The following is a 14,593-nucleotide window of genomic DNA, read 5'->3' as shown; positions in this document are numbered from 1 at the left end:
TTCTCCTCGCAATGGGCCCTGTACTTCCGTCGACACGGGCCGAAGGGGCGATCTTCGCATGCGTTGGTCTCGCCGTGAAAGCCGCAGGTTAGTTTAGGTGGCCGGCTGTCGTTCGGGTTTACCTTCGGGCGACCAGCTGGAGCCGGGCTGCGATCTTGATCAGGCTGACATCGGTGGCGGCAGAGCCGCTGCGACCGGCAGCTTCATACGCAGCCAGGGCATGGCATATACGTGCCCGAGCCAGTGGGAGGGCCGGGCGCCGCGTGCCGCGTGGCCCAGGTGTCGGCCGGCCGTGCAGGTGCAGGCTGAACAGCGAGCCTCGCCCGGTCTGCTGCAGACCGACGTCATCACAGGTGCTGAATCACCCACAGGCCGAAGCTGTGGCAGCCGGCCGGGTCGATCTGTGCCAGGGATGAGGTGGCCGGTGGTGAGCCGGGCGCGTCGAGCGCCTCGACGGTGAGGCCGTTCTGGTGGCTGCGGGCGGTGTCCTGTCCGGCCCGGCCGCCGCCCTCCGTCTGATGTCCTTGGAGGAGATCGGCAACGGGCCCTCGAAACACCAAGCGGGTCAACAGGTGCGCTGCATACGGCGGCCACCGCCGGTGCATGTTGCCGAGCGTCTCCTGCTGGTAGTCGAAGAACTCAAAACCTGCGAACTGTCGAGCTTGAGAGGTACGTGCGGCTGAGCGTGGTCATGGTCACGCGCTCGGGATGTAGCCCCGTTCCGCGATGCCCGCCAGCATCCGGGTGAAGTACGCCTGGTCGAGCGCGGGCTCCGGCAGCGGTGCCGCCGAGGTGGTGCGGTGCGCGCGCGAATACGGAGGCAGGTAGCGGGGCTCGGGGACCACCATGTAGGCGATGCCCGCCCAGCACGCCAGGACCAGCCCGGCGGCGGGCAGGTGGGCATGGCGTAGCAGCTCCTGCTTCCAGTCGGCCGGATCGACGGCCGGCAGGTCGTAGCCGGCCGCCCGCACCTGGTCGAAGACGAAGCCGACCGGGATCGGCTCCAGGTAGTTGGGGTGGAAGACCCGCCCGGCCACGTCGGGCGACCGGGACAGTTCGACGATCATCGCGGCGGTGTGGTCGACGGGTGCTCCCGGCATGGTGGCCGGGCTGTCCGGGGCCGCGCCCACCTCGACGGCGGCGCGGACCAGCCGGGTCCACAGGTCGGTGTCGGAGAACTGCCAGTCGCGGCTGTGCCCGAGGATGGCGCCCGGCCGGTAGATGGTGATGGGCAGGCCTTCGGCGGCGGCCAGGCGTACTTGTTCTTCGCCGCGGAACTTCGCCTGGCCGTAACCGAACCTGCCGCTCATTTCCAGGATCGGCTCCGTGGCCTCATTCACCTCCGTGCAGCCCAGCTCGCGGGCCGCGGCGAAGACCGCGACGGAGGAGACGTGATGGAGCGCCTTGGTCCTGCGATGGCGGGCGAACCGGATGACCTCCTGCGTCGCGGTCACGTTGCCCGGGATGAGGTGCTCGCACGGGGCGGCCAGGTTCACCGTCGCCGCGCAGTGGTAGACCGTCTCCACCCGTTCGGCCAGCCTGGTGTAGATGGCGGCGGACAGGCCCATGCGCGGCTGGCTCAGGTCGCCGCGCACCACCATCAGCCGTTCCTGGTCGAACGGCCCGCCCAGCCTGGTGAGATGGGCGCGCAACCGTTCGGCCGCGCCCTGGTCGGTACGGCCCCGCACTACGCAGCAGACTCGCTCCGACCGCAGCAGCAGCGCGCACAGGTGGCCGCCGAGAAATCCGGTGGCCCCCGTCACCAGGACGCTCATCGGGCACGCATCCGGGTGAGGACCTGCCTGGCCAGCTCGTCGGCGCTGGTACCCGGCCCGATGGCCATGATCGGGATGTCGCAGCCGAGATGGCGCCAGATCGCCCCCTGCAGCTCGGCTCGCATCAGGGAGTCGATGCCGAGCTCGTCCAGCGGTCGCTGCGGCGCTATGTCGGCGGGTTCCGCTTGCAGCACTCCGGCCAGCAGCCGGGTGACGGCGTCGGCGACCAGCGACTCGGCCTCGTCACCGGCCAGCACCAGCGCGCGCAGGTCCGCGGCCGGCGCGGCCGGGCCGGCCGAGCGCACGGCGGAGAACCGGGGCCCGTCCAGCGAGGGGAACAGCAGGCGGGCACTGTCCCAGTCGACCGAGCCGACCAGGGCGACCTCCAGGTCCTGGGCGAGGAGCTCGCCGATCACCGGCAGCGCCCTGTCCGGCTTCATCGGCGTGGTCCACCGGGAGACGAACGCCTCGGCCTCGCTGGTGCGCGCCAGGTAGCCGACCTCGCCGACCGCTCCCCAGGCGACCGCCAGACCGCTCGCGCCACGCGCCCGCCTCGCCCTGACCAGGGCCTCGCAGAACAAATTGCCGGCCGCGTAGTTGGACTGCCTGACGTTGCCGACCGTCGCCGTCACCGAGGAGAACAGCACGAACAGCTCCGCCGACGGTGCCAGCCGGTCGAGCACCAGCGCCCCGCGAAGCTTCGGCTCCAGCGCGGCCAGCAGCAGCTGCGGCGTCAATTCCGTCAGCGGCGCGTCCTGGAGCACCATCGCCGCGTGCACTACGCCCTTGACCTCGGGGCCGGCTATCGCACGCATCGCCTCCAGGTCGGTGACGTCGGCCTGGTGCGCGGTCACCTCCACGCCCAGAGCGGTCAGCGACGCCACGGTCTGGCGCGCCTCCGGCCCGTCCAGGCCGCGCCTGCTGGTGAGCGCGATCCGCTTGGCGCCCTGCCGCGCCAGCCAGTGGGCCGCCCGCGCGCCGAACCCGCCCAGGCCGCCGGTGATCAGATAGACCGCGTCCGGATCCAGCCCGCGCGCTTCCGTGGCCGGGGCCGACGGCTCGAACTCGATGACGAGCTTGCCGATGTGCCGGGAATGCCGCATCTGATCGAAGGCTTCGCTGACGCGCTCTTCCGGGAAGCTCCGGTACGGCAGAGCCCGATAGGTGCCCGCCGCGACCAGGCGCGCGATCTCCCCGAACTGCCGATGCGCCACGTCGGGCACCCGTTCTGCGATCTGCTTGAGATCGACGGTGACGAACGAGATGTTGCCGCGTAGCAGGCTCAGCGCCAGCCGGCCGTCGGAGAAGAGATCGTGCTTGCCCAGCTCGACGAAGCGGCCGCGGGGACGCAGCAGCTCCACCCCGCGGGCCAGGCCGTCACCCGCGAGCGAGTTCAGCACCACGTCCACACCCCGGCCCGCGGTGATGGCCCTGACCTCGGCGGCGAAGCGCAGGCCGCGTGAGTCCAGGACGTGGTCCACGCCCAGCATCCTGAGCAGATCGCGCTTGCCGGGAGTGCTCGCGGTCGCGATCACCCGGGCTCCGGCCAGCTTGGCGTGCTGGATCGCGGCCAGGCCCACGCCGCCGGAGGCACCGTGCACCAGCACCGTCTCGTCCGGCGCGAGCCGTACGGCATCGTCTGCGAGAGCGAGGCGGACGGTCAGGAAGGCCACGGGCAGCGTGGCGGCCGCGCCGTACCCCATGGTGTCCGGAATGCGGGCCAGCGCGTCACGTTCCAGCACCACGTGCGAGGCGAGCGGGTGTTCGGCGGCGGCGAAGACGCGGTCGCCGGGAGCGAGATCCTGGACCTGCGCGCCGACCGCGGTCACCACTCCGGCGCAGTCGAAGCCGTAGACCCGTTCGTGGCTGGGCCCGCCCGCCGCGTCGGCGGGCAGCCTGCCCAGCGCCCACAGCACGTTGCGGTAGTTGACGCCCGCCGCCCGGACCTCGATCGTCACCTGGCCGGGGCCCGGGACGGGTATCGCCATGGGCGCCCAGTCCAGGCGATAGGCCGGCCCCTGGTTGCGCAGCCGCAGGACGCGGGGCTCGGCGCCGCGCGCGGCGGGCTCCGGCGCCGGGCGCAACCGCGGCACGAACCGGCCGTGAGTAGTCAGCACCACCTCGTCCTCTTCGTCCTGCGCGAGCAGCTCGGCCACGAGCCGCTCGGCGTCGCGCGCGCCGCGCTCCAGGGAGATCTTCCGTACGGCGAGCCCGGCCATCTCGTTGACCAGGCAGCGGGCGACTCCCCACAGGGCGGCGTCGCCGGGGAAGTCCGGCCGTTCCGGAGCGGGGAACGTCCCCGACGGGCGGGTGACGAGCCAGAGCGCGGAGTCAGGCTCCAGGGCGGCGGCGATCGCGCCGAAGGCCGCGGTGGCCGAGACGACCCGCTGCGCGCAGTCCGCCGGGTCGGCGTCTGCTGTGGCGTGGTCGCCGTCGAGGAGGTAGACGACGTGGCGGGCGTTTCCCGGGCCGGGGGAGACGCCGGCCTGGGCTCCCGCTCGGGTCAGCTCGCCCGCCACCGCTTCGGCCAGCGCCTGGTCGCGGCCCGACTCGGTGACGATCAGCCAGTCCCCGGTCGCGACGGGCATCGGGGGAGCCGCTTCGGCTCTCGGCTCGCGGGTGGCCAGGAAGAGCGCGGTGTCGATGCCGGCCGGTTCCTCCTCAGCGCGCAGCTCGGCAGGTTCTGCGAGCCGGCACCGTGGCAGCAGGCGCAGCCAGTCGGCTGCCGGGATCAATGGGCCGCCGGGACGCAGGGTGGTGTCGGTGGCCGACCACCAGCCGTCCAGCAGGCCGAAGATCATGGTCGTCGGGCCCGCGTCGAGGGTCTCACCCAGCAGCAGGAAACCGTGATCGTCCAGCAGGCGGGCGATCCGGCCGAGCGTCGCCTCCAGGTCCGTGGTGGCGTGCACCACGTTGGCCGCGATGACGACGTCAAAGCTCGCCTCCAGCTCCGCGGAGTCCTCCTCCAGGTCCAGCACCCGGTAGTCGACGAAGTCGAAGGCCTTGAAGCGGGCGGCGGCCGAGGTGAGGAAGGCGGGGGACAGGTCGGTGAAGGTGTAGCGGGTTCGCTCGGGCGGCAGCTGGGGCAGGAGGGCGGCGGTCATCCCGCCGGTCCCGGCACCCACCTCCAGGACGCGGAGCGGCCGGCCGGCGGGCCAGGCGGCGACCAGCTCCCCGAGCACGGATCTGGCCAGCAGATTGGTGGGGCGCAGCACCGGGCCGCTGTCGTAGAAGTGTTCAGCGGCCTGGAGCCCGCCCTGCGGGAAGACGACTTCGACGGCGTCCTTGGCGCCCCGCAGCACCTCGGTCAGTTGCCGCCCGCATCGGCCGAGGAGCTGCAGCTCGGCCGCGTATTCCGGAAATTCGAACAGGGCGTCGGCGAAGAGCGGGCCGGGATCGGGGCGGCCGGTCGCCCGCCAGGTCCCCTCGCCCGCCGGCTCGCACAGCTCGCCGGCCTGGGCGCACAGGGTGCGGGCGAGCCGGATGTACGTCGGCCGCATCCCGGCTGTGACCAGGTCGTCGAGGCTCCACCTCTCGCCGGCCAGGTCACGCATCGCCTGGACGGTGAAGTGGGCGGCCAGCCGCCCGTAGGCGGTCATGAACCGCACGTGCCGGTCGCGGCGGGCCAGCAGCCGCTCGCGCAGGCCGAGGCGGTGCGGCTCCACCGCGGCGAGCAGATCCGTCATGGCGATGCCCGCGCCGGTCGCGGTACCGGGCCGCGGGGCCGCGCGCAGGACGGTCACATGCCGTGCGGGGGCTTCCTCGCCGGGCAGGCGGCGCACCCGGCAGCCGGTCAGCTCCATCACGACCACCCCCGAGGTGTCGGTGATGGTGAAGTCCACGACCGCCTCACGCGGGTCGGTCTGCGGCCGGAGCCGGGCGTGGACGAGGCCCGTGCCCGGTGGCTGCCGCCACAGCCTGACGCGTTCGAAGGAGACCGGGACGTAGGCGGTGGGTTCGTCGCCGTGTTGCCACAGGATGGCCAGCCCGGTCTGCAGGGCGGCGTCGACGAGTGCGGGATGCGCCCGGTAGGCGCCGGCCGGTTCGGTGAAGTGGTACTGCCCGAGCGATTGCGCGCCCGAGATTCGCACACTCCGCACTCCGCGGAACGCCGGACCGTAGTCGAAGCCGGCCCGGGTCGCGAGGGCGTAGTACTCTCCCGCTCCGAGCTCCACCGCCGAGTCCGCGACCGGGTCCGCGACCGGGTCCGCGATCGGGTCCGCGGCTGGGCCCGGTTTCTGCGGCACGGCTGCCGCGTCGGCCTGGCGCACCTGGCATCGGGCGTGCACCTGCCACTCCTCCTGCGCGCCGGTCCTGGAGGCGATCCGCACCCTTCCGTCCTCGGAGATCGAGACCTGGACGTGAGGGGCCTCCTCCTCGGGGATGGTCAGCGGGCGCAGCACCTCCATGTCCACCACTTCGACCGGGCCGTCGAGCGTCTCCGCACCGGCCGCAAGGGCCATTTCGACGAATCCGACCGCGGGGATCACCACGGCTCCGGCCACCCGGTGATCGTTCACCCATGGCACCCTGGCCAGGTCCATCGGGGCGCTCCAGGTCGGGTCCAGCGCCTGCGTACGCGCCCCGAGCAGCGGGTGCTCCAGGCGAGGCGCCCACCAGTCGGGCCGGCCGTTCCAGTGGCGTTCGCGTTGCCAGGGGTAGGCGGGCAGGTCGAGCACCCGTCCGGGACGAGGGAAGAACGCCGTCCAGTCGGCTTCCGCGCCGGCGGCGAGCAGGGCGGCGACAGCCGTACGGACCGCCGGCGAGCCCGGCTTGTCGCGCCGGAGCGTGGGCAGGACGGTGATCTGCCGGCCGGCCCGCTTCAGGTAGGTCTGCAGAACGGAGTGCGGGCTGACCTCCAGGAAGATGCGGAAGCCCGCGCCTGCCAGGTGGGCGGCCGCCTGGCCGAAGAGCACCGGCTGACGGACGTTGCGCCACCAGTACGCGGCGTCCAGGGGGCCGTCGAGGGGCCGGCCGGTGACCGTCGAGATCATCGGGATGGCCGGGGACACGGGCGTCAGCTCGGCCAGTGCCTTGGTCAGGCCGGCCTGGACGGGGTCCATGGCCCGGCTGTGGAAGGCGAAGTCCACGGCGAGGCGGCGGAAGAAGACGCCCTTGCCCGTCAGCTCAGCCTCCAGCCGCTTCAGCGCCTCACCGGGGCCCGCGACCGTCACGTCGCGGTCGCTGTTGATCGCGGCGATCTCGAGGTCGTAGGGCTCGATGGCTTCTGCGGCCTGGTCGGGGGGCAGGCCCACCGCGGCCATGCCGCCCTGGCCCATGGTCGGCTGCTGGGCCCGGCCGCGTTCGGCGCAGAGCAGGACGGCGTTCTCCAGGTCGAGGGCTCCGGAGGCGCAGGCGGCGGCGATCTCTCCCACGCTGTGCCCAAAAACGACATCAGGCACCAGTCCCTGCTTTTTCAGGACTTGGAGGATGCCCATCTGCATGGCGAAGATCGCGGGCTGGCCGACTTCGGCGGTCGCCAGCCGGGAACGGCTCGCCGGGGCGGCCATCTCGGCTTCCAGCGACCACGTCACGTGCCTGGTCAGCAGCTTGTCGATGTGCTTGATCGTGGCGCGGAAATCCGGATCCGCTGCCATGAGATCGTCGGCCATGCCCGGCCACGGGGTGCCCGCGCCGCCGAAGGCTACGGCGATCCTGCCGTCCTGTCCGGCCGCCGCCGGCTGGGCTTCCCGCAGCAGCCCGGCGGCCTCCGCGGGGCCGGTGGCGAGCACCGATATCCGGTGTTCGCGCAGGCCGCGGCGGTGGGTGAGGGTGCAGGCCAGGTCGTAGAACTGCTCGGGCCGCATCGTCTCGCACTGGTCGGCCACGCGCAGCGCCAGCTCCGTCGCGGCGGCCGGGGTCCGTCCGGAAACGATCAGAGGTACGGCTCGGGCCACCGGCCCCGCCGTACCGGCTATGTCTGACGGCACCGCACCCTCTGGCGGTGCTGCCTGTTGCGGTGGTGCAGCCAGCAGGGCGTGGGCGTTGACACCGCCGAAGCCGAAGGAACTCACCCCGGCGAGCGCCCGCTCCACCTGCGCGGTGTGCCGTTGTTCGCGGACCGGCGACAGGCTCAGCCCCGCCCAGTCGATGGCCGGATTGAGCACGTCGGCGTGCAGCGAGGGCGGGATCTGCCCGTGCCGCAGCACCAGAAGCGCCTTCATCAGCCCCGCCATGCCCGCCGCCGACTCCAGATGGCCCATGTTCGACTTGATCGAACCGATCGGGAGCGCGTTGCCCGGCGAGCGGCGTGACCCGACAGCCCGGCCGATCGCCTCGCATTCGACGGGATCGCCGACCGGCGTGCCGGTGCCGTGCGCCTCCCAGTAGACCAGGTCGTCCACGTCGACGTCCGCGTAGATCGTCTGGAGGAGCCGCGCCTGGCTCTCGACGCCCGGGTGGGTCAGGCCGAGCGTGCGGCCGTCGGCGTTGGTGCCGGTGTCCAGCAGGACGGCGTGGATCCGGTCCCCGTCGGCCTGCGCGTCGGCGAGCGTCTTGAGCACGACCATCCCCGCGCCCTCACCACGCACGTAACCGTCGGCGCCGGCGGAGAAGGCCTGGCACCTGCCGCGGGCCGAGAGCATGGAGGCCTGGGACAACCCGACGAACGAGGTCGGATCGAGCAGTACGTTGACGCCTCCGGCCAGGGCGATCCTGCACTCCCCTGTGCGTACGGCCTGGGCCGCCTCATGCATGGCGACCAGCGCGGAGGAGCAGGCGGTGTCGATACCCATGCTGGGACCGCGCAGATCCAGGCAGTAGGAGACCCGGTTGGCGGTGTTGCCGAAGGTCCAGCCGGCCACGGAGTAGGCGTTGAGGCTGGCGGGATCGCGGCACTGGAGGTTGCCATAGTCGCCGTTGAACACGCCCACGAACACCGCGGTGTCGGACCCCGCGAGGCCGGCCGGGTCGATGGCGGCGTCGTCGAGAGCCTCGACGGCGAGCTCCAGCATCAGCCGCTGCTGCGGATCGAGCCGGTCGGCCTCCTTCGGCGCGATCCCGAAGTAGCCGGCGTCGAACCCGGCCAGGTCATCCAGGAACGCCCCGTGTGCGGTGTAGCTCTTGCCGTACCGCCTGGTCGTGCGATCGAGGAACCACGCCGGATCGAACCGATCGGAAGGCACCTCCGTCACCAGATCACTCCCGGCAACCAGCGCCTGCCACAAGCTCTCCAGATCGTCGATGCCGCCCGGCAGGCGGCAGCCGACTCCCACGATCGCCAACGGTTCCCGCATGACCCCTCGTTTCTCAGCTGGAGACCGCCTGCCCTGGCGTGATGGGCGGGCCGCTATCGCTCTGCCTCAGACCGGGCCGAAGAGCCAGTTGCCGGTCAAGTCAGGGTCTTCGCCGAGATAGAACTGCCGACCGGCCTCCACCAGCTCCTCGATGCTGAGCGCGCCGCTACGGTCAGTGTCGATCTTCCGGAAGGCGAGCTCCGCATCCTCCGGGCTGGTGCCGAAAGCGGACTGGAACCGCTGGAACTCCTCCAGATCCAGCACGCGATTGCCGTTGACGTCCGTGACGTCGAGGGTCGCCTGGATGGCCGGCCGCAGCGCCCGCTCGTAACCGTCGGGGTCCTCGATGAAGGCCGCGTTCATTCCGAGCTGGTACTCCTCGCGGCTGATCTTGCGGTCGCCGTCCAGGTCGATCTTGGTGAGCAGAACTTCCCAGAAGTCGGTATAGGTGCCGAACAGGCGATTGCCCAGGTCGCTGTCGGGGCTGACGCCGAAGGCGGCCAGCACCCTGACCCCTAGGGCGATGAGGTCGTCGAGTTCGAGGTCTCCGTTGTGGTTGACGTCCATGTGGTCGAACGCCTTGTCGAGCTTGCGTTCCTGCAACGCTGTGAGCACGCCCTGCTCCCTCCGGCCGGGTACGGCCGTTAGCCGATCAACTACAAGGAATCATCAAACAATTACTCTCTGTAGTCAAGGTCTTGAACTCGGTGCGTACGGGCTCGCGAAGCGCCGGAGGAAGCCGGGGGATCTCCGCCCCATCCCCGGCGAGCATGGCCCGCTGACGTCCACGGGATTCCTGGCCGATCGGACCGGTGCGTATCGGCGGCCGGGCGCCGAAGGGCCCATGCCTCGGCGATCCGACCACCGTTGATTACAGAGAGTAATTGACCATCGCTTTGCGTGATGTTAGTTTGCTCGTGCCGCAGGAAAGCCGCTTCCCACTGGCCGGAGGTGCCATGACTTTCGCCGTACCTGACATCCTCACCCGGAAGTTCGACAAGCGATTCGCCCTGTTCGACGCCGACGGTGACGGCGTGCTGACCAAGGACGACTTCGAGGCCGCCGCCGTGCGCTTCCTGGCGGCGTTCGGGGTTCCCGCCGGCTCCGCCAAGGGCCGCGACGTGCTGGCCGCGTACGCGAGCATGTGGAATGCCCTGATCCACAGCGCCGATAACGACAGCGACGGACAGCTGTCCCGCGCCGAGTTCGTCGCATACCTCGCCGGCGACGAGTTTCGCACGAACGGTTATGCCGTGACGGCCGGCCGCATTGCCGAGTCCATCCTCGCAGTCTGCGACACCGACGGCGACGGCCGGATCTCCTACGAGGAGTTCGCCACCATCCCCGGCATCTCCGCGCTGCCCGATGACGAGCGCCGCGAGGCGTTCGGCCGGCTCGATACCAATGCCAGCGGTCATCTCGAGCTCGGCGAGATCCACGCCGCGCAGCGCGACTTCTACAACAGCACCGATCCGGACGCGCCCGGCAACCTGATCTTCGGCCGGCTCTGAGGAGACATCGTGGACCACTCCGCGCAGCCTGACGGCCACTGCCGCGTCATCCGCTCCGCCGTGATGTACGAGGGCAAACAACACCTCCAGTTCTTCGCCGGCATCGCCGCCGAGACCGTGGGGGCCCGCAACATCTGCATGCACCTGCAGACCATCCCGCCCGCCGGAAGTGGCCGGGCGCACAAACACGACCACCACGAGACGGCCATCTACGTCATCAAGGGCGCCGTGGGCGCCCGGTACGGCGAGGACCTGGAGCATTACCTCGAAGCCCGCCAGGGCGAGTTCATCTACATCCCGGCCAGTACCCCGCACATGCCGGTCAACCTCAGCGACAGCGAGCCGGCCGAGGTCGTCCTGGCCCGCACCGATCCGCGTGAGCAAGAGAGCACGGTGCTCCTGCCCGACCTGGAACACCAGCGGCTTGTCCAAGCTCCACCGGCTCCGGCCGACTAGCGCCTATTCGGAGTCCAGATCAGTCCAGATCAGGGGAATTGCTCGCGCTGCGGCCGGTGGTCCGGATCGGTCATCGCCATAACGCACGCAGACCCCCATGGTCTTTGATCGGGCCTCACTCGCCGTTGGGCGAGTGAGGCCCGATCCCGGATCTGCGGCAGCAGTTCGACAGATGGAGAACGAAGACCATCACCAAAGTAGTGGCCGACGACAGCGATCACAGCACGCTCTGCCATTGCGACCAAGACGCGACGATGCCGTCGCAGGTTAAGGGCCGCCTGTCGTTCTTCGACCGGTTCGCCTCCCAGGCGGGCGAATTCGTATCCGGCGCTTGGTTCTTCGTTTTGTGCGTGCTGCTGGTGCTCCTCTGGGCGCCGTCGTACTTCGTCTTCGGCAGCCTGGACACCTGGCAACTGGTCATCCAGCCGGCAAGCCAAGCGCCTGCATCAAGACACCCGGGAGTTGCGAGCCGCAGGAGGGCTGGAAGACAAGGAAAGCGCCTGATCCTGTACTGCCGCAAATCTCGCCACCACATCTTGAACGGCAGCGAGGTCAGCGAGCGATCAGCGGAAGTCACCCTCTCATTCGCAGGCCCGAGAAAATCGAGGAGCCCCAGGTCGGGCAGGATGATGGGTCGTGGGGTGCGCGCGGATTCCAAGGCGAAGGGCTCTGTGGTCTGGCCGCCGCGGGTGGACGGGGCACGGTAGGTCGTCAGGTGCATGATCGACGCGCCCGGCTGCCGCGAGGGACTTGGCCAGGGACGCGTCACCGCGGGTCGAGCTGCTGCTGGCGGACGGCATGATCAGCGGGTTCGGGACCCTCCACGGGCAGCCGCTTCGGCGCGGGCGGGCTGGCCGGCACGCGGGCGTCGTGATCACAGGAGAGGCGGCCACGAACATGGTCTTACAGGATATCCAGGTCGATCGGTTCCAGCGGTTGCGTGGCTGGCCCGTGCAGGACGGCTCCGTCGGTTCCGAAGCGCGATCCGTGACACGGGCATTCCCAGGTCTGTTCGGCCTGGTTGAAGGCCACGATGCAGCCAAGGTGGGTGCACGTGGCGGAGATCGCGTGCACGACGCCGGCCGTGTCGCGGTAGAGCGCGCACCGTCGCCCGCCGATACGGACGATGGCGCCTGATCCTGGAGCGACGTCGTCGATCGAATCGGCGTGGGAGGAGCGTAGCCGGTCTCCGATGAAGTGGCGTGCGGCCTTGGCCTGGAGTTTGGCGATGGGGCCGGCCTCGCGCAGCGGGTGTAGCCGCCGAGGGTCGTACAGTCCGGCCCACGGCAGGTCGTGGCCGGTGATGAGAGCGGAGATGAGTTTCCCGGACATGATGCCGTTGCTCATGCCCCAGCCGCTGAATCCGGTGGCGACGTAGGCGTGCTCGGCTCCGGGGTGAAGGTGCCCCACGTAGGGCAGGTGGTCGGTGGTGGCGTTGTCCTGGGCCGCCCATCGGTGGCTGATCTGTGTGCCGGCGAAGCGTTCGCGGGTCCAGGCCGCCAGTCGCCGGAAACGTTCGCCGGCGTCGCCGGAGCCGGGCTCGGCGATCTCCCCTGTGACGATGAGCAGGCGCTGACCATCGCGATAGGGGGTGGTGCGGATCGATCGGGTGTTGTGCTCCGTGGTGACGTACATGCCGCCAGGATCTTGCTCGGGTGGAATGGGCGCCGCGACCACGAGCTCACGCTTGGTCTGCAGACGGGAGAACAGCAGCGCCCGGTCGAAGATCGGATAGTGGGTGGCCACCACGACATCGGCGGCGGTGACCGTGGTGCCGTTCTCGCACGCCAGCCGGCACGGCCGCCCCTCCTCCAACCCCATCACCCGGGTACGTTCGTACACCCGTGCGCCGTCGTGGGTCATCTGCCGCACCAGGCCGAGGAGGAATTTACGGGGATGGAACTGGGCCTGGTTCTCCACCCGGAGGGCGGCCGCGACATCGAAGGGCAGACCCGTCTCCGTCACCGAGCAGGCCCGTAGTCCGGCCTGCCGGGCCGCATCCACCTCGGCGGTGATCTGCTCGGTCGCCTCGCTGGACTCGACATAGGTGTAGGCGGGCAGGCGCTCCAGGTCGCAGTCGATCCCCAGGTCGGCCACGATGCGGCACGCGTGCTCGACCGCGTCTTGCTGCGAGTCCGCATACAGCCTGGCGGCCTGTTCCCCGTGCGACGTGCGCAACCGGGCGTAGATGAGCGTGTGCTGAGCAGACAGCTTGGCGGTGGTGTTACCGGTGACGGCGGCGGCGATGCGGTCCGCCTCCAGCACGACGACCGAGCGGCCGGCCTGCGATAGCTCCCACGCAACGCACAGTCCGGCGATCCCGCCGCCGATGACGGCGACATCGGCGGTGATGTCCTGCGCAAGCGATGGAAACGAGGTCGTGGCCGTCGACTCGACCCAGTACGACTCGGGCACTCCTGGAAGCGATGCCATGACCGACGCCCTTCCCCCGCGCCCGCTGAATAGACGCACCACGAGCCTTGAGGAGGCCACGGCAGGGCCGCGGACCAGGCGCGGAGTTGCTCGTGGAGGAGATAGGACGTCTCCGCAGAGGGTAGAGACGATGGTATTCCGGCTCGCCGATCCGACGATCGATGCGAATGATGGCCGGCCGGACCAGGTGGCTGAGGGGACGTGACCGGCCGCAGGGGAAGGAGGAAGAGGCAGTGGCCGCCCACGACATCGATGACTTGGGCAGGACGGCTGAAGACCTGCTGAGGGAGCTGGCCACGCCGCACCTCCCGGAGGCGCGCCGTGAACGGCTGTGTGAGCGCCTGGTACGGATGTATCTGCCGCTCGCCGCCGACATCGCCCGCTGTTACCGCGGGCGCGGCGAACCCTTGGACGACCTCCTTCAAGCCGCTTGCCTGGGTCTGATGAAGGCCATCGCGGGCTTCGACGCCGGTCTCGGTCACGAATTTCGGGGATATGCGGCCATCACCATGTCGGGAGAGGTCAAACGGCACTTCCGGGACCATACGTGGGCGGTCAAGGTGCCGGGGCGCTACCAGGTGCGCCGGTCAGAGCTCAACCGGCTCGTCGCAGACCTCAGCCAGGTTCATGGACGCTCGCCGACCGTCGCCGACCTCGCCGCCGGGATGGGATTGTCCCGGGAGGAGGTCCTCCTCACGCTCGATGCGGCGGCGGCGTACAGCGCGTTGTCCCTGGATGCTCCCATCGGCGCCGACGAGGACGACCCCCTCGCCGCGCTGCTCGACAAATATGCGCTCAAGCCGCTCCTTGCCGCGCTGCCCGCCAGGGAGCGCACCATTGTGCTGTTGCGCTTCTACGGCAATCTGACACAGGAGCAGATCGCCGCTGAGCTGGGCATCTCGCAGATGCACGTCTCCCGCCTTCTGCGCGCCGTCCTTGATCGGCTGCGCGCCGAACTCGTCAGTTGATCCGCTCCTCCCAGCGGCGTGCCGGGCGTTGTCGAGGAAGGGCCGGAAAGCGTGTTCCTCGGCCAGCCGGTCGAAGATGCGCCTGGCGGTGTGCCGCTGCTTGGGTGGCGCGTCCAGATCCGTCCGCAGCTCTGATCGATCAGCGGCTTGTACTGGTCCAGCTGGGACGGCAGCCCTGAAGGTGTGGCGGTCATCGCCGGTGTCCTCGGCCGGCA

General features: G+C 70.2%; 9 protein-coding genes. 4 read left to right on the top strand and 5 right to left on the bottom strand.

Annotated features, from left to right (window positions below; genetic code table 11):
• Positions 1-347 precede the first annotated feature (347 nt).
• From ABEA43_RS56400 to ABEA43_RS56385, 4 genes are all read right to left on the bottom strand, one after another.
• Positions 348-560 carry a hypothetical protein gene (locus tag ABEA43_RS56400; RefSeq protein ID WP_345575652.1) on the bottom strand — a complete coding sequence of 71 codons (213 nt, stop codon included), beginning with the start codon at positions 558-560 and terminating at the stop codon, positions 348-350.
• Between the two features lie 135 nt (positions 561-695).
• Positions 696-1,775, bottom strand: a complete 1,080-nt coding sequence (locus ABEA43_RS56395; protein ID WP_345575650.1) for an SDR family oxidoreductase — start codon at positions 1,773-1,775, stop codon at positions 696-698.
• Positions 1,772-9,010 (bottom strand): SDR family NAD(P)-dependent oxidoreductase, encoded by a 7,239-nt coding sequence (locus ABEA43_RS56390; protein ID WP_345575648.1) that lies wholly within the window; start codon positions 9,008-9,010, stop codon positions 1,772-1,774. Before ABEA43_RS56390 ends, ABEA43_RS56395 begins: the two co-directional genes overlap by 4 nt.
• 66 nt (positions 9,011-9,076) lie before the next feature.
• Positions 9,077-9,625: an EF-hand domain-containing protein gene (locus ABEA43_RS56385; protein ID WP_345575646.1), complete on the bottom strand. Its 549-nt coding sequence runs from the start codon at positions 9,623-9,625 to the stop codon at positions 9,077-9,079.
• Between the two features lie 269 nt (positions 9,626-9,894).
• On the opposite strand from ABEA43_RS56385, the gene ABEA43_RS56380 reads away from it, so the two are divergent.
• The 3 genes from ABEA43_RS56380 (at position 9,895) to ABEA43_RS56370 (ending at position 11,684) form a co-directional block, all read left to right on the top strand.
• Positions 9,895-10,521 carry an EF-hand domain-containing protein gene (locus ABEA43_RS56380; protein ID WP_345575644.1) on the top strand — a complete coding sequence of 209 codons (627 nt, stop codon included), beginning with the start codon at positions 9,895-9,897 and terminating at the stop codon, positions 10,519-10,521.
• Positions 10,522-10,530: 9 nt separating this feature from the next.
• A complete protein-coding gene (locus ABEA43_RS56375; RefSeq protein ID WP_345575642.1) occupies positions 10,531-10,977 on the top strand; it encodes a cupin domain-containing protein in 447 nt (148 codons plus the stop codon).
• Between the two features lie 200 nt (positions 10,978-11,177).
• Positions 11,178-11,684 carry a low affinity iron permease family protein gene (locus tag ABEA43_RS56370; protein WP_345575640.1) on the top strand — a complete coding sequence of 169 codons (507 nt, stop codon included), beginning with the start codon at positions 11,178-11,180 and terminating at the stop codon, positions 11,682-11,684.
• A 196-nt stretch (positions 11,685-11,880) separates the two neighbouring features.
• Here the strand turns inward: ABEA43_RS56370 and ABEA43_RS56365 are convergent, their stop codons facing one another.
• Positions 11,881-13,410 carry an FAD-dependent oxidoreductase gene (locus ABEA43_RS56365; protein ID WP_345575638.1) on the bottom strand — a complete coding sequence of 510 codons (1,530 nt, stop codon included), beginning with the start codon at positions 13,408-13,410 and terminating at the stop codon, positions 11,881-11,883.
• Positions 13,411-13,643: 233 nt separating this feature from the next.
• Between ABEA43_RS56365 and ABEA43_RS56360 the strand changes: the two genes are divergently transcribed.
• Positions 13,644-14,378, top strand: coding sequence for a sigma-70 family RNA polymerase sigma factor (locus tag ABEA43_RS56360; protein ID WP_345575636.1), 735 nt, complete (start codon positions 13,644-13,646; stop codon positions 14,376-14,378).
• Positions 14,379-14,593: the final 215 nt, after the last annotated feature.

It is taken from the genome of Nonomuraea rosea, from assembly GCF_039539705.1.
GTDB classification, from domain to species: Bacteria; Actinomycetota; Actinomycetes; order Streptosporangiales; family Streptosporangiaceae; genus Nonomuraea; species Nonomuraea rosea.
The sequence above is the reverse complement of the archived record's forward strand: the minus strand, read 5'-3'. Positions and strand labels throughout refer to the sequence as shown.